Consider the following 20644-nt stretch of genomic DNA (forward strand, 5'->3'; position numbering starts at 1 on the left):
GGCCTACAGGCGCTTGTACGCATTGTAGGCCTGACAGACGCTTACTTCACTTCCACCACGTTCAGACGCAGCTCATCCAGTTGAGCATCTTCTTCTTCTGGCTGCCAGCCCGCAGGCTGCAGCGGGATCTCTTCACGATCGAACGCTAAGTCACCACCGTCAACAACCTCTGAACCGTGCTTAATACCTTTAAAGTCGAACAGATTGATATCGCTCAGATGTGAAGGCACAACGTTCTGCATCGCGCTGAACATGGTTTCAATCCGGCCAGGATAGCGTTTATCCCAGTCGCGCAGCATATCGGCGATGACCTGACGCTGCAGGTTAGGCTGTGAGCCGCACAGGTTACACGGAATAATCGGGAAACCCTTTGCTTCAGAGAAACGCTCGATATCTTTCTCACGGCAGTAAGCCAGCGGACGGATGACGATATGTTTGCCGTCATCGCTCATCAACTTCGGCGGCATGCCTTTCATTTTCCCGCCGTAGAACATGTTTAAGAACAGCGTTTGCAGGATGTCGTCGCGATGGTGGCCGAGCGCAATTTTGGTGGCGCCTAATTCAGTTGCCGTGCGATACAGAATGCCGCGACGCAGGCGAGAGCAGAGTGAGCAGGTCGTTTTACCTTCAGGGATTTTATCTTTGACGATCCCGTAGGTGTTTTCTTCGACAATCTTATATTCAACGCCCAGATTTTCCAGATACTCCGGCAGAATGTGCTCCGGGAAGCCGGGTTGTTTCTGATCGAGGTTAACCGCAACTAAGGAAAAACTGATCGGGGCGCTTTGCTGCAAATTACGCAGTATCTCCAGCATCGTATAGCTGTCTTTCCCGCCGGAAAGACACACCATAATGCGATCGCCGTCTTCGATCATATTGAAGTCGGCAATGGCTTCCCCGACGTTACGACGCAGACGTTTTTGTAATTTGTTCAGGTTGTATTGTTCTTTCTTTGTAGCTTGTTGATTATCTTGCATTCTTACCGTTCTCAAAAACCAAAGGGGCATAATAAGGGGCAAACTTCCATCACAGGGCTGGTTTGTTATTCAACATTGCAACCCGATCGCCATTCATTTCTTTAATCCATGTACTGTAGACTTCGGACACTATTTGCGCGTTTTCATGCCCCATCTGATTAGCTATAAATGATGGGTTTGCTCCGGCCATTAGCAGCCAGCAGGCAAAAGCATGTCGCGTATGGTACGGATTACGGCGACGAATACCAGCACGTTTTACAGCTGCGTTCCATCTGGCACTGATGCTACTCATAGAGTAGTAAGGTTTTTGCTCTCCGTGACCAGACCAGAATGAACAGGGAACCGCATAATTGAATAAAGGTGCGTGGCCCCGGGCGGGAAGTAATTAATCAACCGAAGGCGGATATTGAAGCGCTGAAGATATTCGTGGAACCGCTCACTGCCAGATAATTCATTTCTGAACCATCAACGTGTAGTGTCTGGAAGCAAAACCACAAGGTGTGGTGAACTGCCGCAACCATACCGTATGCAAGAGCATGGCTGCGGCCAACTGGCAAACATCCGATAGTGCGAGTATTGAATGATTGCCAGTCACAGCGGATTGTACTTAAGCAATATGACGGTTCAAGGCGTTTAATCTGAAACCAGCCACATATCAGCCTCTTCAAACATTTCCTGCACCGTTCGGCTTATCTGTTCTTTCTCATGCTTGCTGGCGTCAGTATTGATCGCCGGCAGTGTCATCATCGGTTTAACCCGAACATCAGCATCGGGGAAGATCCGGTGAACCCTCTTAGTTAACTCGCCCAGAATGATATCTTTTGCACCGGGCAGACCATCAAAATTCCTTTTGTCATAAACGAGTTCCACGAACATTGCTTATCGCTCTTTTTGCTGGATGTATATACAGTATTTATACTCTGTTTTTATCCGGGTTTCAAGAGAGGGCGTAATGATGTCACGACATAGCCATATTGAAATGGCCTTGTATGCTTCGATCAGGAATCGTGGGGAAAATGAGGGCGAAACAAAAAGCCCGCAGCGATGTGCGGGCCAGACAGATTAGCGAACTACCAGTACCGAACACTCCGCATGACGCACTACGGCTGCGGCGTTAGAACCCAGCAGGTAGGTGGTGATGTCGGGTCGGTGTGAGGCAATAATGACCATATCAGCCGGTAATTTTTTAGCGATCTCCAGAATCTTGTCTTTCGGTGCACCTTCTGCAACATGAACGTGCATTCTGTCCGTTGGGATATTGAACTTCTTGATAATCTCTTCCAGTTGAGATTTCGCTTCGGCTTTCAGATCCTCCATGGCCGGTAACTCTGCCGAGTAGGCCAGTCCCAGAGAAGCATAATAGGGCAGTGACGGAATGACGGTCAAAAAATGGACCTGTGCATCGTCAATTTTTGCCTCTGCTTCAACATGGGCGATAACGCGTTGAGTTAATTCTGAGTCTGAAATATCGATGGGTACAAGAATCGTTCTGTTCATAAAACCTCCTGTTTAAGCATCCTCCTAAAGCTTACCGCGTAATGGCACTTTATGTACAATGACAACGATCACATTTTGGCATCACTTTATTTTAATTTCAGGAAACTTTCCTTTTATTACTCCATCGTAAAATCGACCTTTAGAAACGACGCTGAGGAAATCACGAAAAATACGGGCAGGCACATGCTGATATTGCAGGGTCGCCAATTGGTGAAAGCGAATTTCTAGCGTACGGGAGGATTCGTCATAGCCGACGGATGCAATACGGGATGATTTTACAGGATGATGATTCATTGCAGGTATCCTCTACTACCGATCTTAATGCAAGATATCATCTATCAGAGAAGTGTTTTAGCGCAACAGATATAATGTTTTGATCTGAATAAAACAGAATTGTTAGAACATAAAGAGAGCCCGCTGTTGCCAGCGGGCTGAGGGATTAGAACTGGTAAACCAGACCTACTGCGACTACGTCATCAGTAGAGATGCCAGTATCTTTGTAGAACTGATCATCTTCGTCCAACAGGTTGATTTTGTAATCAACATAGGTGGACATGTTTTTGTTGAAGTAGTAGGTAGCGCCGATATCAGCATATTTAACCAGATCTTTATCCTGACCAGCGTTGCCGTTGTATGTCAGGTCCTTACCTTTAGACATCAGGAAGGACACTGCCGGGCGCAGACCAAAGTCGAACTGGTACTGTGCAGTCACTTCAAAGTTCTGGGTTTTGTTTGCAACACCGCCCTGATCAGTATTCGCCATTGAACCATACGGAGTCATGTTACGGGTTTCGGAATACATGGTTGCCAGGTAGATGTTGTTGGCGTCGTATTTCAGACCAGTAGTCCATGCGTCAGCTTTATCGCCGCCAGCAACTGTACCGCCAGCAGTAGTCTGCTCGTTAGTACGGTCAGAAGTGGTGTACGCCGCACCGAAGCTTACGCCCATACCCAGATCGTAGGTAGAGGAGATACCGAAACCGTCACCGTTAGAGTTCTGGACGTTGCGGTCACTACCGTTACCGGTGCCTTCTTGTTCATCACCTGCTTGTTCGTTCGCGCCCTGATATTGCAGTGCAAAGTTCAGACCGTTCACCATACCGAAGAAGTCAGTGTTACGGTAGGTTGCTACGCCGTTCGCACGGCCGGTCATGAAGTTATCTGCTTTGGTGTAAGAGTCGCCACCGAATTCTGGCAGCATATCGGTCCAGCCTTCAACGTCGTACAGTACGCCATAGTTACGACCATAGTCGAATGAGCCGTAGTCGCCGAATTTCAGACCGGCAAATGCCAGACGAGTAAAGTTGTTGTTACGGTTGCCTTCAGTGGTGTTGGCATTAACCTGATATTCCCACTGGCCATAACCGGTGAGCATATCGTTAATCTGAGTTTCGCCTTTGAAACCGCCACGAACATAAGTCTGATCGCCATCGCTGTTAGCGTCATCAGAGAAATAACGCAGGCCGTCTACTTTGCCATAGAGATCTAATTTGTTGCCATCTTTATTATAAACTTCAGCCGCGTGAGCAGCGCCTGCAGCCAGCAGGGCAGGAATTACGAGAGCCAGTACTTTTCTGTTCATTGAAATAATCCTTTAGTTTTTTTATTAACCTGTGACTACCCATGTAGGGAGTAAAAGCATGCTAAAGGAGAAGTTCCGTAAAGAGATAAATATGAATTGTTACGCCTTAAGTAAAACCTTAAATAAATAATTCTACGGAAATGATGATAATTGCGATGAATGTGTTGTATGAAAATATATAAAATAAAAATTATACAAGTGAATTGTGTTGGGCTATTCTGCGCGTGTTATATGCCTTTATTGTCACGTTTTATTTTTCGTTGACCTATTGATAGCTATTATTAATTAGCCAGCGAATAAATTGACAAGCCCGAACGACTGTTCGGGCTTTTTTTTTGGTTCCAGGTTAATACTGAGATAAACGTATTACTCAGTACCGCTCTTTTCCGCTTTTCCTGCCAGTTGGGCCAGGAAGTCGTAACGCTTTTGTAGATCGGCGGCGGCGTCTTTCCACAGCTGTTCAGCCACTTCTGGCTGTTGAGCATTCAGACGACGGAAGCGCTGCTCGTTAAGCAATGTCTCGGCCAGGGCGTCTGACGGTGGGCGAGAGTCCAACGCCAGCGGCAGTTTGCCTTCGTCTGCGCGACGTGGATCGAAGCGGTACAGCGGCCAGAATCCGGTCGCCGTGAGCTGACGCATCTGATCGTGGCTTAGTGCGAGATCGTAACCGTGCTCCTCGCATGGGCTATAGGCGATAATCAGCGACGGCCCCGGATAGGCTTCCGCTTCCTGAATAGCTTTCACCGTCTGGTTCAACTGAGCGCCCAGAGAAATCTGTGCAACATACACGTGACCGTACATCATCATGCTGACGCCAAGATCTTTGCGAGCCTTGCGTTTGCCATGCTCACCAAATTTAGTGACGGCTCCGAGCGGTGTGGCTTTCGACGCTTGCCCACCTGTGTTGGAGTAACACTGAGTATCCAGCACCAGAATATTGACGTTCTCGGTCAGGCTTAGGACGTGATCCAGGCCGCCAAAACCAATATCGTAAGCCCAGCCATCACCGCCAATCAACCAGATAGATTTCTCGACCAGCGCGTCGGCGTCGGTTAACAACTGCTGTGCGCCTTCGACATCCTTCAGGTGCTGGCGCAGTGCTGCAACTTGCTCACGACGTACCTCTGGCGTGGCTTCAGCGTGCAGGGCGTCATTCAGTTCAGCCGGAATGCTATCGGCAAACTGTTCCAGCAAACGCATGACGCGCACACGATGCTGATCCACCGTCAGGCGGAAGCCCAGACCAAACTCGGCGTTATCCTCAAACAGTGAGTTTGCCCATGCAGGTCCGCGACCATTGGCGTCGGTGGTATACGGCGTTGAGGGCAGGTTACCGCCATAAATTGATGAACACCCGGTCGCATTGGCGATCAGCATGCGGTCACCGTACAACTGCGTGAGCAGTTTGATATACGGCGTTTCACCGCAGCCAGAGCAGGCGCCAGAATATTCAAACAGTGGAGTGATCAACTGCGAGGTACGAATATCAATACGCTCCAGCTTCGTGCGATCGATTTCCGGCAGATTGAGGAAGTAGTCATAGTTAACTTTTTCCTCTTCAACATGCTCAAGGCGCGACATCATATTGATGGCCTTGATCTCCGGGTTCTGGCGATCTTTCGCCGGGCACACTTCAACGCACAGGTTACAGCCGGTGCAATCCTCTGGCGCAACCTGCAGGACATATTTCTGACCGCGCATATCGCGTGATTTCACATCCAGAGAATGCAGGCTGGCAGGGGCGTTTTCCATCGCTTCTGGTGAAACCACTTTGGCACGGATAGCCGAGTGCGGGCAGGCGGCAACGCAGTGGTTACACTGAGTACACAGCTCTTCTTTCCAGATGGGGATCTCTTCTGCAATATTGCGTTTTTCCCAACGCGTGGTGCCCATCGGCCAGGTGCCGTCTGGCGGCAGTGCTGAAACGGGGAGGGCATCGCCGAGACCGGCGAGCATCGCCGCGGTGACGGTTTTCACGAAATCAGGTGCGGCATCAGAAACCACCGGTGGGCGGTTGGCGCTATGCGGATCAACGGGCTGGAGCGCCACTTCGGCGACGGATTCACGCGCCAGGGCCAGCGCCTGCCAGTTACGTTCCACCAGATCCTGTCCTTTACTGCTGTAGCTTTTCGCAATCGCACCCTGCAATTCGATCAACGCGCTGTCGCCGGGTAAGATTTGCGTCAGATGGAAGAACGCCATCTGCATAACGGTGTTAATACGCGCAGCCAGGCCGCACTCGCGGGCAATTTTGGCGGCATTAATGACGTAGAAACGGGCTTTCTTTTGATTCAGTACAGCCTGAACTTCCTGCGGCAAACGCGACCAGACTTCATCCACGTTATACGGGGTATTAAGCAGGAAGATACCGCCTGGTTTCAGGCGCTCGGCCATTTGATACTTATCGATAAATTGCAACTGGTGACAGCCAACAAAATCGGCTTGCGACACCAGATATGCTGAGCGAATAGGTTGCTCACTGACGCGCAGGTGAGAAACCGTCAGGCCGCCTGCTTTTTTCGAATCATAGACGAAATAACCCTGCGCATACCACGGCGTAGAGTTACCGATAATCTTGATGTTGTTTTTGGTAGCCGACACGCTACCGTCGCTGCCCAGCCCGTAAAACAGCGCTTCGAGCTTAGCGCTACCGGGTAGCGTGTTTTCTGGCAGCGGTAGCGACAGGTTAGTGACATCATCATAGATCCCGACCGTAAAGCGAGGCTTCGGCCTGGCGTTACTCAGCTCATTAAAGACCGCCATGACGCAGTCCGGGCCAAACTCTTTGGAGGAAAGGCCATAACGCCCGCCAATCACGCGCGGTAGCGTTTCTCGCTCGCCGCAGTTAAAGGCTTCTGCCAACGCGGTCATCACATCCAGATATAACGGTTCAGCCTGCGCGCCAGGCTCTTTGGTGCGATCCAGGACGGCAATACTCCGTACCGTTTCCGGCAGGGCGCGTAGCAAATGTCTGGCAGAGAATGGGCGGAACAAACGCACTTTCAGAACGCCCACTTTCTCGCCGCGCGCCAGCAGCTCTTCAACGACTTCTTCACTGGTGCCAATTGCCGAGCCCATCAGAATAATGACGCGTTCTGCCTGCGGATGGCCGTAATATTCAAATGGCTGGTACTGGCGACCCGTCGCAGCGGCGAAGTCGTTCATTGCCTGCTCGACGTGATCGTAAACCGCGTTGTACCACGGGTTAGTTGCTTCGCGTGACTGGAAGTAGGTGTCAGGGTTCGCAGACGTGCCGCGAATAACCGGATGCTCAGGATTAAGTGCGCGGGCACGGTGAGCATCGATTTCCGCCTGCGGCATCAGTCCGAGGATCGTGTCATCGGCCAGCGGCACTATTTTATTAATTTCATGCGAAGTACGGAAACCATCAAAGAAATGAATAAACGGGACCCGGCTTTTGAGGGTGGCCATTTGCGAAATTAGCGCAAAGTCCTGTGCTTCCTGGACGCTGCTGGCACACAGCATTGCGCATCCCGTCTGGCGCACCGCCATCACGTCAGAATGATCGCCAAAGATCGATAATGCGTGAGTGGCTATCGTACGCGCCGCAACGTGTAGTACAAACGGGGTCAATTGACCGGCCAGTTTGTACAGCGTCGGGATCATCAGCAGCAGGCCCTGCGATGAGGTGAACGACGTAGAGAGCGCACCGGTCTGCAATGCGCCATGAACGGTCGCTATCGCACCGCCTTCCGACTGCATTTCCACGACGCGAGGAGTATCCCCCCACACGTTTTTAAGCCCGTTCCCGGCCCAGGCATCTGCCTGTTCAGCCATAGTCGAACTTGGCGTAATTGGGTAGATGGCGATAACCTCGCTGGTACGAAATGCGACTGAAGCAACCGCACCATTACCGTCAATTGTGATCATACTGACACCCTTACATTGCGCAAAAAGAGGGACACGCGTAACAGCGGCGAGTCCTGTAATTATCTTTCTATTTTAGCAAAAGCCGTTCAGACAGATTTTCGCTTTTGTGTCCCTGGAATTAACAGAATGAATGGTTTGATCAAAGGAGCAGGCAAAAAATTGCCAGAAAATGTAAACAACGCGCATAAATGCGCATATTGCCTCTCGACGGCGGTGTTTCCGCTGCCTATTATTTATGGCTGTGTCGTTTGGTTAATATTCAGAGGGGAGTAAGATGCGCGCAGCGTTTTGGGTAGGGTGTGCCGCGTTATTATTATCGGCTTGTAGCAGTGAACCTGTTCAGCAGGCAACCGCCGCGCATGTCGCACCGGGGATGAGGGCTGCAATGTCCAGTTCTGGAGAAGCTAATTGCGCCATGATTGGTGGTTCGCTCTCCGTTGCCCGTCAACTGGATGGTTCAGCTATCGGAATGTGTGCGTTACCCAACGGCAAACGCTGTAGTGAGCAGTCGCTTGCCGCCGGAAGCTGTGGCAACTATTAAGCCAGCGCGTTTCTTACATTAAGTCCGCGAGTTTATACGTCAGCGTTTGTTCTGCTGTCGCCAGCGTTAACTGGTCAGCAGTCAGATCAACCTGTGCGCCTTGCTTAAACATTTCGCTGACGATCCCGTCGAGCGCGTTAAGCTGTGGATCGGCGCACATCATGCGGGTCATCGCCATATCTTTTACCTTCAACTCGCCGTCGGACAGTTTGCCCTGACCGTGGAATTGATTACACATCTTTCCCGACACCGTCATGTTTTCACCAAAACTCAATTCGGGCGGGTTATTGGCGACGGTGACGGCCTTACCATTCACGCTCTGTAAAACGAAGCGGTGATGCTGCAACTGATCGCGATTGACGGAAACTTTTCCATTGCTCACACAGCCAGCCATCAGCATGCTGAGCGCAATCAACGTGACAACTTTCTTCATTAAATTTCTCTACGTTTGTGACGGGATACATTCAATATAATAATGATACTGAATGTTTTATCATCGGTGATTGTCTGAAAATGCCCCCCTGAAGTCAGGGGAGCACTGGGATTAAAAGAGGGCGTTTGGACAGGTTTCGCCTTTGGAGATTTGCGCCAGATTTTGCAGCGTAGTCTCAGAAATACTGGTCAATGCTTCGGCGGTCAGGAAGGCCTGATGACCGGTAAACAGCACGTTATGACAGGCCGACAGACGACGGAACACATCATCCTGAATCACGTCATTGGATTTATCTTCAAAGAACAGATCGCGTTCGTTTTCATACACGTCCATACCCAGAGAACCAATTTTCTGGTTTTTCAGCGCATCGATAGCGGCTTGCGAATCGATCAATGCGCCGCGGCTGGTGTTAATCACCATCACGCCATTTTTCATTTGCTCAAAGGCTTCATGATTGAGCAGATGATAATTCTCCGGCGTTAACGGACAGTGCAGGGAGATGACATCGGACTCTGCGAACAGAGTTTTAAGATCGACATATTCAACGCCTAACTCCAGCGCAGCTGCGCTCGGGTAAGGATCGAACGCCAGCAGACGCATACCAAAACCTTTCAGGATACGCAGCGCAGCAATCCCGATTTTACCGGTACCGATCACCCCGGCTGTTTTGCCATACATGGTAAAGCCGGTCAGGCCCTCAAGAGAGAAGTTGGCATCACGGGTACGCTGATAGGCGCGGTGAATACGGCGATTCAGCGTCATCATCATGCCAATCGCATGCTCAGCGACGGCTTCAGGTGAATAGGCCGGTACACGTACGACCTGCAGACCCAGCTCTTTTGCCGCGTCGAGATCGACGTTATTAAACCCGGCGCAACGCAGCGCGATATATTTCACGCCATGCTTTTTCAGCTCTTCCAGAACAGGGCGACTGCCATCGTCGTTGACGAAAATGCATACGGCTTCGCAGCCATGGGCAGTCTTCGCTGTTTTTTCCGTCAACAGAAAGTCAAAGAATTCAAGTTCAAAACCAAAAGCCTCGTTAACCTGCTGCAGATACTTCTTGTCGTACTGTTTTGTACTATAGATGGCGAGTTTCATAAGACTTTCTCCAGTGATTTTGAGGTCACATTAATCCAATTCAAATTATTTTACAAAATCTAAAAAGTTATTGATAGTCATAGGCGTAATGAATAATTTCAGCGCATCTGTTGTTAGTGTGGGCAGGTTACTCAATTTCAACAACCGGATATTTTTCCATCCAACTCAACCCCCAGATATCGCCGCAGATAAAAAGCCAGCCGAATCACATCCGGAAGGCTACGCTTATACAGGTAGCAAATATCGGGAGGGGTCATGTTAACTCACTCTGAAGCAAAACGATGGGCCACCTTAATGCTCAAGGCGGCATTATGCGATGGTATGAAACCTGATGAGATTTCCCGGCAGGTACATCTGGTCTGCGATCATCACGGTAGGGAGTGCCTCGAAGAACTTATCGAGGAAATTCTGATCGAAGCAGGTCGTATAGGACCTAAACATAGCGATGGACAACTGAGGCCTCATTGAGTCTGAATCTTACTATTCCCGACGGCACGTGTAACAGCGTGCCATATAATATAATGATTTATCTCATTGAATTAAATGATATTTTCCTGGTTCTCTTTCATTCATTAACTCTGTGTATACTTCATGGGAATTTATTCTTAATGTGGGCATATCCTGTTAAACATGCCACAATACTGGCCTAAACCGGCTTAAATTTTCGCTAAATCAGGATATTAACTACCCATGAAGGGTAAATATAAAGCCGTTCTGGCACTCCTCTTATTATTAATTCTCGTGCCGCTGACGCTGGTAATGACGCTTGGCCTGTGGGTTCCTACGCTGGTCGGCATCTGGTTACCGGTTGGCACGCGTATCGCGCTGGATGAGAGTCCACGGCTGACACGGCATGGGCTGCATATTCCGGAACTCCGCTATCTGGTCGATGATTGCCCGCTAGCGCGCATTACTCAGGCGGATCTTTCCCATCCCAGTCGTTGGTTGCTCAATGTCGGGGCTGTGGAGCTGGATTCAGCTTGCCTGGCCAGGTTGCCGCAGACAGAATCATCCCCGGTAGCGCCCAAAACGTTGGCAGAATGGCAATCTATGCTGCCCAATACCTGGATTAACATCGACAAAGTCATTCTCTCTCCCTGGCAGGAATGGCAGGGAAAACTGTCGCTCTCGCTAACTCCCTCTAGCCAGCAACTGCGCTACCAGGGTGAAAAGGTTAAATTCCAGGGGAGCCTGCATGGGCAAAATCTCACGGTAAATGAGCTGGATATCGCCGCATTTGAAGGGCAGCCGCCGATAAAACTGGTCGGTGAATTTACCATGCCGCTGGTTCCCGATGGATTACCGGTGAGCGGTCATGCGGTTGCTACTCTGAGCTTGCCGCAGGAGCCAACGCTTGTGGATGCCGAACTTGAATGGCAAGAAAACAGCGGACAACTGATCGTCATGGCGCGAAATAATGCCGATCCGCTGCTTGATCTTCCGTGGGAAATAACCCGTCAGCAATTAACCATTAGCGACGGTCGCTGGAACTGGCCTTATCAGGGATTTCCGCTAAGCGGACGGCTGGGCATGAAAGTTGAAAACTGGCAGGCCGGGCTGGAAAATGCCGTGGTGAGCGGACGTCTGAACATACTTACTCAAGGCGATGCGGGTAAAGGAAACGCCGTATTAACGCTGGGGCCGGGCAAGTTGGGTGTGGATAGTAGCGATATGCCGTTGCAGTTGATCGGCGAGGCGAAACAGGGCGATCTCATTTTCTACGCCAGGTTACCCGCCAGACTCACCGGCAGCCTGAACGACCCGCAACTTGTTTTTGAGCCAGGGGCGCTGCTGCGTTCACGCGGACGGGTGATCGACTCGCTGGATATTGACGAAATTCGCTGGCCTTTGGCGGGCGTAAAGGTAACGCAACGCGGCGTGGATGGCCGTCTGCAGGCTATATTGCGCGCGCATGAAAACCAGATGGGCGGTTTTGAATTGCATCTGGATGGTCTGGCAAATGATTTTCTCCCCGACGCGGGTCGCTGGCAGTGGCGATATTGGGGCAAAGGCAGCTTTACGCCGATGCATGCGCGTTGGGACGTGGCGGGTAAGGGGGAATGGCATGACAATACCCTGAAGCTTTTTGATCTCTCCACCGGGTTTGATCATCTGCAATACGGCACCATGCAGGTGGAGAACCCGCGCCTGGTGATGGACGAACCCATTGTCTGGGTGCGGGATGCCAACAAACCGACGTTTAGCGGTGCGCTGTCACTGGACGCAGGGAACACCACTTTCACCGGGGGAAGTGTGTTACCACCGTCGACCCTGAAGTTCAGTGTGGAAGGCTCCGACCCGACGATTTTCCAGTATAAAGGCCAGCTCCACGCGGGGGCGATTGGCCCTGTACAGCTAAATGGTCGTTGGGACGGGATCCGACTGCGCGGACAGGCCTGGTGGCCAAAACAATCGCTCACCGTCTTTCAACCGCTCATCCCACCTGACTGGAAAATGAAGCTACGTGAAGGGGAACTGTATGCGCAGGTAGCGTTTTCAGCTGCCCCGGAACAGGGCTTTGAAGCCGGTGGTCATGGGGTATTAAAAGGCGGTAGCGCCTGGATGCCCGATAACCAAATTAATGGCGTCGATTTTGTGCTGCCTTTCCGGTTTAGCGAAGGCGCATGGCAGTTGGGTACGCGTGGGCCTATTTCACTGCGTATTGCGGAAGTGGTTAATCAGGTGACGGTGAAAAATATCGCCGCCGATCTGCAGGGGGCGTATCCCTGGAGCGAAGCTAATCCGTTACTGTTAAGCGATGTCAGCGCCGAACTGCTGGGGGGCAAAGTCATCATGCAGCAACTGCGGATGCCGCAACACGATCCTGCATTATTGCGGGTGCAGAATATCTCCTCGAGTGAGCTTATCAGCGCGGTTAACCCCAAGCAATTCGCCATGTCTGGCCCGGTCAGCGGCGCGTTGCCGTTATGGCTGGATAACGAGAAGTGGATCATTAAAGACGGATGGTTAACCAACCCGGGGCCGATGACGCTGCGTATTGATAAGGATACCGCAGATGCCGTCGTCAAAGATAATATGGCGGCGGGTGCGGCCATTAACTGGCTGCGCTATATGGAAATAAGCCATTCCTGGACGAAAATAAATCTGGATAACCTCGGCGTTTTAACCATGCAGGCAAACGTGACTGGTAATAGCCGGGTGGATGGCAAAGTGGGGACGGTTAATTTGAATTACACCCACGAGGAAAACGTCTTTACGCTCTGGCGCAGTTTGCGTTTTGGCGACAATTTACAGGCATGGCTTGAACAAAATGCAGCGCTGCCGGAACCCCATTGCCTGGAAGGCAAGGAATGTGAGGAACAACAATGAAAACGATAGCTGCCATGCTGGGTCTGCTGGCTTCATCTCTGCTGGTCGGGTGTACTCCAAGAATCGAAGTGGCTGCGCCAAAAGAGCCGATCACGATTAATATGAACGTCAAAATTGAGCATGAGATCCATATCAAAGTCGATAAAGACGTTGAGAGCTTATTAAAATCGCGCAGCGATCTGTTCTGAGGTCACAATGAAAAAACAGCTTGTAGCGATCCTTTTGGCGTTGAGTTTTTTGAGCGGCAACGTGTGGGCATTGACCCTGAGTGAAGCCAGAACCGAGGGGCGGGTGGGCGAAACGCTTAATGGTTATCTGGTGGCATTGCAAACCGACGCAGAAACGCAGGCGCTGGTGAATGAGATTAACAAAGCGCGCAGCGCCAGCTATCAGCAACTGGCCAGAAGCAACAACATTCCGCCTGATGAAGTGGCGAAAATGGCCGGGCAAAAGCTGGTTGCTCGCGCGAAACCAGGAGAGTATGTGCAGGGTATTAATGGCAAGTGGCTGAGAAAATAATCAACGGAGTTGTAGATAGAATCCGATTTCTGTTTAATCCAAAGAAAAGTAATAGGCGGGTACTGTTAATTAATCCACTATAGTCAACACCGTAAATTATCAAGGAGTGATGATGACGCTTTATCAGATCAAGCCCGCCTTCCAGGCACTTCTGCGCCCATTAATGTTCTGGCTACATAAAAAAGGCGTCACGGCGAATCACGTTACCCTTGCCGCAATGGCACTCTCTTTTGTGACCGGCGGCGTACTGGTGATTTTCCCCCAGCCTGAATACTTTGTTCTCCTGCCCATCGTGCTGTTTATTCGAATGGCGCTCAATGCCCTCGACGGTATGCTGGCGCGTGAATGTCACCAGCAGTCACGCCTTGGGGCCATTCTGAACGAGAGCGGGGATATTCTTTCAGATATAGCGCTTTATCTGCCGTTTATGCTGCTTCCTGACAGTAATGGATTGCTGGTTATGGTGATGCTGTTCTGTGCGGTAATGACGGAGTTTTGCGGCGTTCTGGCACAAACGATTAATGGCGTTCGCAGCTATGCCGGGCCGCTGGGGAAAAGTGACCGGGCGCTGGTATTTGGCGCATGGGGTCTGGCGCTGACTCTGTGGCCGCAGCTTGTACAGTGGAACAATGTGCTGTGGAGTGTTGCTATTCTCCTGCTGCTATGGACAGTGATTAACCGCTGTAGAAGCGCATTACGCGAAGAGGTGGCGCAATGATGATGCTGGAGACGTCACTCGCGGTCATTTTTGCACTGCTGCTGGTTGCAACAGCGGTGAATGGATTACTGGTGTGGCAACGACCGGATAAAGACTGGCGGGAACTGACATTACGTATACGCACCTGGTGGATAATCATCGTCCTGTTTTCTCTGGCGATTTTAAGTCCGCACTGGTTGGCGCTGACCTTTTTCGCGCTGGTCAGCTTTATGGCGTTAAAGGAGTTTTTAACGCTGGCGCCGTCGCGTCAGACCGATCGCATGCCGCTGCTGTGGATGTTCATTGCTATTCCAGTCAACTACTGGCTGATCGGTATTAACTGGTACGGCATGTTTGTGGTGTTTATCCCGGTCTACGCTTTTTTATTCTTACCCGTGCGGATGGTGATTGCGGGCGATACGCAGGGCTTCTTGCGCTACGCCTCGCAGCATCACTGGAGCCTGATGACCACCGTTTTTGCCTTCAGCCATGTCGCGTTTTTGCTGGTTCTGCCTGATGATGGTCAACAAACCGGCGCATTGCTGGTGCTGTTCCTGGTTGGCTTAACGGAATTCAATGATATTGCGCAGTACCTGTGGGGCAAATCGATTGGGCGCATCAAAGTGATCCCCAGAGTCAGCCCTAATAAGACACTGGCGGGACTGGTCGGCGGCGTAGCGACCACCACGCTGATGGCGGCGCTGCTTGGGCCGCTGATGACGCCGTTAAGCATTCCGTTGTCGCTGCTGGCGGGCTTTATTATCGGCATCAGTGGTTTTTGTGGCGATGTGGTGATGTCGGCAATCAAGCGCGATATCGGCGTGAAGGACAGCGGAACATTGCTGCCAGGTCATGGCGGGATCCTTGACCGACTGGATTCTCTGATCTTTACCGCGCCGGTGTTTTTCCATTTCATTCGCTACTTTTGCTATTAACTTATGCTGAACTCAATTCTGCGAACCCTGTTTACGCTGTGCATCGTCTGGCCGGTGATTTGGCTGTGGCTGGGGCTGCGTATCAGGCACCGGGAGCGTTTGCCTACCCGCGGCCCGGCAATTATTGTCGCCAATCACAATAGCCATATGGATGTTTTTGCGCTGCTTTCGCTCTTTCCGCTGCGCCGTCAGGCGTCGGTTCATCCGGTGGCTGCCGCTGACTATTTCCTGCGTAATAAAGCCATGGCCTGGTTTGCGCTAAATATTCTTAACATTATTCCCATTTCGCGAAAGGGCGGAGAAGCCAATCCGCTGGCGCAGTGCGAACAGGCATTACGCGACGGCAAGATCCTGATCCTCTTTCCGGAAGGCACGCGGGGCGAGCCGGGGAAACTGTCGCCGCTGAAATCCGGATTGTGGCATCTGAGCCAGTGCGTACCGGAGGTACCGATTATTCCCGTCTGGCTGCGTGGTACCGAATCTGTCATGGCGAAAGGGAATCGTATCCCGCTGCCGCTGTTTATTGATGTCAATATAGGCAGTGCGTTGTATTTTCACGGGGATAAAGCCCTCTTCATGGACGGACTCAGACAGCAACTGTTGCTGTTGGAGCAACAAACTAAAGGATTACATTCGCATGAGTGATACACGCGTACCTGACGAACGTCATTTTGTGACCAGTGACAATACCGAACTGTTTTATCGCTACTGGCCGGCAATTGCCCCTGGCGCAGCGCCTAAAGTGATCGTCATGTTCCATCGCGGACACGAACATTCCGGGCGGTTACAGCATATTGTGGACGAGCTGGCGATGCCGGATACCGCATTTTATGCCTGGGATGCGCGTGGTCATGGCCACTCTCCGGGCCAGCGCGGCTATAGTCCTTCTCTGGCGCGCTCGGTACAGGATGTCGAAGAATTTGTGCGTTTCGCCGCTGCAGACAGTCATGCCGCCATGGAAGATGTGGTGGTGGTGGCGCAAAGCGTTGGCGCGGTACTGGCCGCGACCTGGGTACATGACTATGCTCCCGCTATTCGCGGATTAGTACTGGCATCACCGGCCTTTAAAGTGAAATTGTATGTGCCGTTTGCTCGTCAGGGGTTGGCGTTAATGCACCGACTGCGCGGCCTGTTTTTCGTTAACTCTTATGTTAAGGGTAAATACCTGACGCATGACGTCGATCGTGTGGCGAGCTTTAACCTCGATACCCAGATAACCCGGGCTATTGCGGTTAATATCTTGCTGGATCTCTACAAAACGGCAGAACGCATTGTCAGCGATGCCGCCGCCATTACGATGCCTGTGCAGTTGCTGGTCTCCGGCGATGATTTCGTTGTGCATCGCCAGCCGCAAATTGATTTTTATCAGCGTCTGCGAAATCCCCTCAAAGAGCTGCACGTGCTGCCGGGTTTTTACCACGACACGCTGGGCGAAAAAGACCGGCACCTGGCGTTCGATAAAATGCGTGATTTCATTTCTACGCTCTACGCTATGCCTCCACAGCGTTTTGATTACAGCAACGAAGATCGCTGGAGCCCTGGCGCCGATACCTGGCGGATGCTCAACGGGGGACCCGCGCCGTATTCTCTCGACGATATTGCGTACCGTGGCCTGCGCTACGGAATGAAGCTTCTGGGCACACAATCAACAGGCGTGCGTCTTGGATTTGAAACCGGTTTTGATTCCGGTAGCACACTGGATTATGTCTATCGCAACCAGCCGCAGGGCAACGGTGCGCTGGGGCGTTTAATCGACAAGAACTACCTGAACAATGTCGGCTGGCAGGGGATCCGCCAGCGTAAGATTCATTTGCAGATGCTGATTAGTAAGGCTGTTGCACAGTTGAATGAGCAGGGCACGCCGGTACATGTGGTGGATATTGCTGCCGGACATGGACGCTATGTGCTTGATGCGCTGGAAGGCGAAAAGGCGGTACGTTCAATTTTATTGCGTGATTACAGTGAATTGAATGTGAATAAAGGTCGGGAAATGATCGCCAGCAGAGGCATGGCTGACATTGCGCGTTTTGAGCAAGGCGACGCCTTCAACCGCGAACAACTGGCGGCGCTGGAGCCTCGTCCTGGTCTGGGGATTGTCTCTGGTTTGTACGAGCTTTTTCCTGAAAATGCGCTGGTCAAAAACTCTCTGGCCGGGCTGGCAGAGGCGATAGCGCCGGGGGGCGTATTGATTTACACCGGGCAGCCGTGGCATCCGCAGCTTAAAACGATAGCCTGGTCGCTGACCAGTCATAAAGACGGCAAAGCATGGGTTATGCGCGTGCGTACACAGGGTGAAATGGACGCGCTGGTCCGCGAGGCGGGCTTTGAGAAGTGTACCCAACTGATTGATGAGTGGGGTATTTTCACCGTTTCTATGGCGGTACGCCGTGCATCCTGAACAGCGTAAAGTTATGGTGCAGGCGGTAGGCTGGTTACTGCTGCTGGCGCCATTTTTTTTCCTTACCTACGGCAAGGTGAATCAATATACCGCCTGGCAGGATGCTCATTATCAGAACGTTGGCAGCATCGTTTTTGCCTGGGAATCTGCCATTCCTTTTATTCCGTGGACCATCATCCCGTACTGGAGTCTGGATCTGTTTTACGGGTTATCTCTGTTTGTTTGCACTACACGTTTCGAGCAGCGTCGGTTGGTGCTCAGACTGGTACTGGCATCGTTGATTGCTTGCGCCGGTTTTTTACTGTTCCCGTTACAGTTTACCTTTACCCGCCCCGAAGTGACGGGCGCGGCGGGTTGGCTGTTTGCTCAGCTCGAACAGTTCGATCTGCCTTATAACCAGTCGCCGTCGCTGCATATCATTCTTTGTTGGCTGCTGTGGCGGCATTTCAGTCGCCATCTGTCCGGCGGCTGGCGCAGACTGTGCGATGGCTGGTCTCTACTGATCGCGGTATCGGTGCTGACCACCTGGCAGCATCACTTTATCGATATTATTACCGGGCTGGCGGCAGGAATGTTGATTGACTGGATGGTACCGGAACAATGCCGCTGGCGCTGGTGCAGACCGGATGCAGCCCGTCAGAGGCTGATGCGCCGTTACCTGCTGGGCTCGGCATTATGTTTTATTACTGCAGCGTTGCTGACGCCATGGCTGCTATGGCCAGCGATGGCCTTGTTGATGGTCGGCTGCGGTTACGCGGGATTCGGCGCGGCGGTGACGGCGAAAGATTCGCAGGGCAGGCTTTCTCCCGCGGTTTACTGGCTATCATTGCCGTGGCGTGCGGGAATGTGGCTGTCGATGCGCTGGTTTACCCGCCGTATACCGGCAGTAAGTCAGGTTGTGGCTGGCGTATATCTCGGCAGTTTTCCGCGCTCGGTACCTGCGCAAAAGGCGGTGCTTGACTTAACCTTTGAGTTTTCACGTGGGCGGGCGACGTCCTCGCGTACTTATCATTGCGTACCGATGCTGGATTTAGTGATCCCGCATGAAGCTGAACTGCAGCAGGCGGTTAGCACTCTGGAGACTCTGCGTGAGGAACAGGGAACGGTGCTGGTGCACTGTGCCTTAGGGCTGTCGCGCAGCGCAATGGTGGTTGCAGCGTGGCTGTTGCGTTATGGCCATGCGGCGACGGTAGAGCACGCCGTGGCGCAGATTCGGGCGAGTCGGCCACCGGTGGTACTGACAGATAAACATCTGGAGATGCTGCGACAATGGCAACAGAAAGTGACAATGTAACGAATGGTGATGTGCTTCAGCATGCTCTGCTGCGGCATACGCTGGCAAGCTGGCGCTTCATGCTGCTTTTTTCCCTCCCGCCGATGGCATGGGTGCTGTTTGTTGCTCCGTCAGGAGTACTGCGTGCCGTCATGGCATTGCTGTGCGCTGTGGCCTGGTTTGGTTGCTGGCGACTGTGGCTCGACGAGCGCTATTTTTCGCTGATTAATCCGCAAAACAACGAGCAGGCCGGAAGTGCGCTGTGTTTTATCTGGCGACGTGAACGGTTGAAAACGTTAACGCTGGCTGAACGGCAGTCCGGCGCATTGAAACAGTTTCGTCATACGCTCTACATGATTGCGATTTTGTGGGCTTTCTGGCTGATGCTGTTGATGTAGCATTCATCTGGATTATTCATCAACATCGCAATAGTTGCCACACGGCATCAAATTCAGGCTGATATAGTTCTATATCGGTCGCGATGCGGAGTGAGATCATGTGGCTTCTCAAGTGGTATGTCTGGAATCGTTGGGTATTCAAGCTATTAAGCCGGGATGTCGCCGAGCCAGAACAATTTTTGCTGCATTGCTGGGAAGAGAATCTGGCGAAATGCAGGGATTATGCAACCATCTGGCGTGATATTAATCGCATTCACGGCAAACAGGTTCGGGTGCAGGTAAAGAAGTAAATACTGGAGAAACCCTCCCACCGGATGGTGAGAGGGTGAATTATCAGGCAGCGACGACGCTGTCGATAGCGGCTTTCGCATCGGACTGCGCTTTGGTCGCCACTTCCGGACCGTACGCAATGCCTTCCGCAAAGACGACGTTCACGTCGGTGATGCCGATAAAGCCCAGGAATACGTTCAGATACGGCGTGATCAGGTCGGTCGGCGTATCTTTATGGATACCACCACGGCTGGTCAGTACTACTGCGCGTTTCCCTGTTACCAGACCTTCCGGACCTTTCTCGGTATAACGGAAGGTTACGCCAGCACGGGCAATCAGGTCGAAATAGTTTTTCAGCTGCGTTGGGATGTTGAAGTTATACATCGGCGCGGCGATAACAATTACATCATGCGCTTTCAGCTCAGCAATCAGTTCGTCGGACAACGCAAGCGCTTCTTGTTGACGCGGAGTCAGCGGCGCATCGCTCGGGCGCAGGGCACCCACCAGTTCGCCATCCAGTACCGGAACAGGATTTGCAGCCAGGTCGCGGACGGTGATTTCATCAGCGGAGTGCTTTTCACGCCACTGTTCAACAAAATAATCAGACAACTGACCAGACTGAGAGTACCCTGCCAGAATACTGGATTTCAGAACTAATACCTTGCTCATGGGTGTTTCCTTTTATGTGTTTGAAGGGGTTATGCCCCGTTGCTTGTTGACACTTTATTCACAATCCTGTCGCAGTGATAGCGCAATATATCGAATCCTATGTTCGAAATTATTGAACAACACATGAAAAGCG

General features: G+C 51.7%; 21 protein-coding genes and 1 pseudogene. 12 read left to right on the forward strand and 10 right to left on the reverse strand.

Features of this window, described 5'->3' with window-relative positions; genetic code table 11:
• Nucleotides 1-41: 41 nt before the first annotated feature.
• From ttcA to nifJ, 7 genes and pseudogenes are all read right to left on the reverse strand, one after another.
• Nucleotides 42-977, reverse strand: a complete 936-nt coding sequence (gene ttcA / locus LA337_10660; protein UBI18109.1) for a tRNA 2-thiocytidine(32) synthetase TtcA — start codon at nucleotides 975-977, stop codon at nucleotides 42-44.
• Nucleotides 978-1026: 49 nt separating this feature from the next.
• A pseudogene (locus LA337_10665) lies at nucleotides 1027-1296 on the reverse strand (tyrosine-type recombinase/integrase).
• Nucleotides 1297-1610: 314 nt separating this feature from the next.
• A complete protein-coding gene (locus tag LA337_10670; protein ID UBI18110.1) occupies nucleotides 1611-1853 on the reverse strand; it encodes a DinI family protein in 243 nt (80 codons plus the stop codon).
• 186 nt (nucleotides 1854-2039) lie between these two features.
• Nucleotides 2040-2474, reverse strand: coding sequence for a universal stress protein UspF (gene uspF, locus LA337_10675; protein ID UBI18111.1), 435 nt, complete (start codon nucleotides 2472-2474; stop codon nucleotides 2040-2042).
• A gap of 81 nt (nucleotides 2475-2555) precedes the next feature.
• A complete protein-coding gene (locus tag LA337_10680) occupies nucleotides 2556-2768 on the reverse strand; it encodes a KTSC domain-containing protein (protein UBI18112.1) in 213 nt (70 codons plus the stop codon).
• A 145-nt stretch (nucleotides 2769-2913) separates the two neighbouring features.
• Nucleotides 2914-4056, reverse strand: coding sequence for a porin OmpC (gene ompC, locus LA337_10685; protein UBI18113.1), 1143 nt, complete (start codon nucleotides 4054-4056; stop codon nucleotides 2914-2916).
• A gap of 366 nt (nucleotides 4057-4422) precedes the next feature.
• Entirely contained in the window at nucleotides 4423-7947 is a 3525-nt protein-coding gene (gene nifJ, locus LA337_10690) for a pyruvate:ferredoxin (flavodoxin) oxidoreductase (GenBank protein UBI18114.1), read from the reverse strand.
• Between the two features lie 274 nt (nucleotides 7948-8221).
• On the opposite strand from nifJ, the gene LA337_10695 reads away from it, so the two are divergent.
• Nucleotides 8222-8488 (forward strand): DUF333 domain-containing protein, encoded by a 267-nt coding sequence (locus LA337_10695; GenBank protein UBI18115.1) that lies wholly within the window; start codon nucleotides 8222-8224, stop codon nucleotides 8486-8488.
• A 13-nt stretch (nucleotides 8489-8501) separates the two neighbouring features.
• Here LA337_10695 and hslJ read toward each other — a convergent pair whose 3' ends face one another.
• A complete protein-coding gene (hslJ, locus tag LA337_10700; GenBank protein ID UBI18116.1) occupies nucleotides 8502-8921 on the reverse strand; it encodes a heat shock protein HslJ in 420 nt (139 codons plus the stop codon).
• Nucleotides 8922-9032: 111 nt separating this feature from the next.
• On the reverse strand, nucleotides 9033-10022 hold the full coding sequence (locus LA337_10705; protein ID UBI18117.1) for a 2-hydroxyacid dehydrogenase: 990 nt from the start codon (nucleotides 10020-10022) through the stop codon (nucleotides 9033-9035).
• 255 nt (nucleotides 10023-10277) lie between these two features.
• Between LA337_10705 and LA337_10710 the strand changes: the two genes are divergently transcribed.
• The 11 genes from LA337_10710 (at nucleotide 10278) to LA337_10760 (ending at nucleotide 19862) form a co-directional block, all read left to right on the forward strand.
• Nucleotides 10278-10490: a hypothetical protein gene (locus LA337_10710; protein ID UBI18118.1), complete on the forward strand. Its 213-nt coding sequence runs from the start codon at nucleotides 10278-10280 to the stop codon at nucleotides 10488-10490.
• A gap of 222 nt (nucleotides 10491-10712) precedes the next feature.
• Nucleotides 10713-13352: a YdbH family protein gene (locus tag LA337_10715; GenBank protein ID UBI18119.1), complete on the forward strand. Its 2640-nt coding sequence runs from the start codon at nucleotides 10713-10715 to the stop codon at nucleotides 13350-13352.
• Nucleotides 13349-13540, forward strand: coding sequence for a YnbE family lipoprotein (locus LA337_10720; protein ID UBI18120.1), 192 nt, complete (start codon nucleotides 13349-13351; stop codon nucleotides 13538-13540). The genes LA337_10715 and LA337_10720 overlap by 4 nt, the downstream gene beginning before the upstream one ends.
• Nucleotides 13541-13547: 7 nt before the next feature.
• Complete coding sequence (locus LA337_10725; protein UBI18121.1) at nucleotides 13548-13871, forward strand: YdbL family protein; 324 nt, start codon at nucleotides 13548-13550, stop codon at nucleotides 13869-13871.
• Between the two features lie 112 nt (nucleotides 13872-13983).
• Nucleotides 13984-14589 carry a CDP-alcohol phosphatidyltransferase family protein gene (locus tag LA337_10730; protein ID UBI18442.1) on the forward strand — a complete coding sequence of 202 codons (606 nt, stop codon included), beginning with the start codon at nucleotides 13984-13986 and terminating at the stop codon, nucleotides 14587-14589.
• Nucleotides 14586-15503, forward strand: coding sequence for a phosphatidate cytidylyltransferase (locus tag LA337_10735; protein UBI18122.1), 918 nt, complete (start codon nucleotides 14586-14588; stop codon nucleotides 15501-15503). Before LA337_10730 ends, LA337_10735 begins: the two co-directional genes overlap by 4 nt.
• Before the next feature lie 3 nt (nucleotides 15504-15506).
• The gene (locus tag LA337_10740; protein UBI18123.1) at nucleotides 15507-16148 is read left to right on the forward strand and encodes a 1-acyl-sn-glycerol-3-phosphate acyltransferase; all 642 of its coding nucleotides are present in this window, start codon (nucleotides 15507-15509) and stop codon (nucleotides 16146-16148) included.
• A complete protein-coding gene (locus LA337_10745; GenBank protein UBI18124.1) occupies nucleotides 16141-17901 on the forward strand; it encodes a bifunctional alpha/beta hydrolase/class I SAM-dependent methyltransferase in 1761 nt (586 codons plus the stop codon). The genes LA337_10740 and LA337_10745 overlap by 8 nt, the downstream gene beginning before the upstream one ends.
• A complete protein-coding gene (locus tag LA337_10750) occupies nucleotides 17891-19195 on the forward strand; it encodes a phosphatase PAP2/dual specificity phosphatase family protein (GenBank protein ID UBI18125.1) in 1305 nt (434 codons plus the stop codon). Before LA337_10745 ends, LA337_10750 begins: the two co-directional genes overlap by 11 nt.
• A complete protein-coding gene (locus tag LA337_10755; GenBank protein ID UBI18126.1) occupies nucleotides 19171-19572 on the forward strand; it encodes a hypothetical protein in 402 nt (133 codons plus the stop codon). The genes LA337_10750 and LA337_10755 overlap by 25 nt, the downstream gene beginning before the upstream one ends.
• Nucleotides 19573-19670: 98 nt before the next feature.
• Complete coding sequence (locus LA337_10760) at nucleotides 19671-19862, forward strand: hypothetical protein (protein UBI18127.1); 192 nt, start codon at nucleotides 19671-19673, stop codon at nucleotides 19860-19862.
• Between the two features lie 43 nt (nucleotides 19863-19905).
• Here the strand turns inward: LA337_10760 and azoR are convergent, their stop codons facing one another.
• A complete protein-coding gene (gene azoR / locus LA337_10765; protein ID UBI18128.1) occupies nucleotides 19906-20511 on the reverse strand; it encodes an FMN-dependent NADH-azoreductase in 606 nt (201 codons plus the stop codon).
• Between the last annotated feature and the right edge of the window lie 133 nt (nucleotides 20512-20644).

The sequence above is a fragment of the Citrobacter europaeus genome (assembly GCA_020099315.1).
GTDB lineage: Bacteria > Pseudomonadota > Gammaproteobacteria > Enterobacterales > Enterobacteriaceae > Citrobacter > Citrobacter europaeus.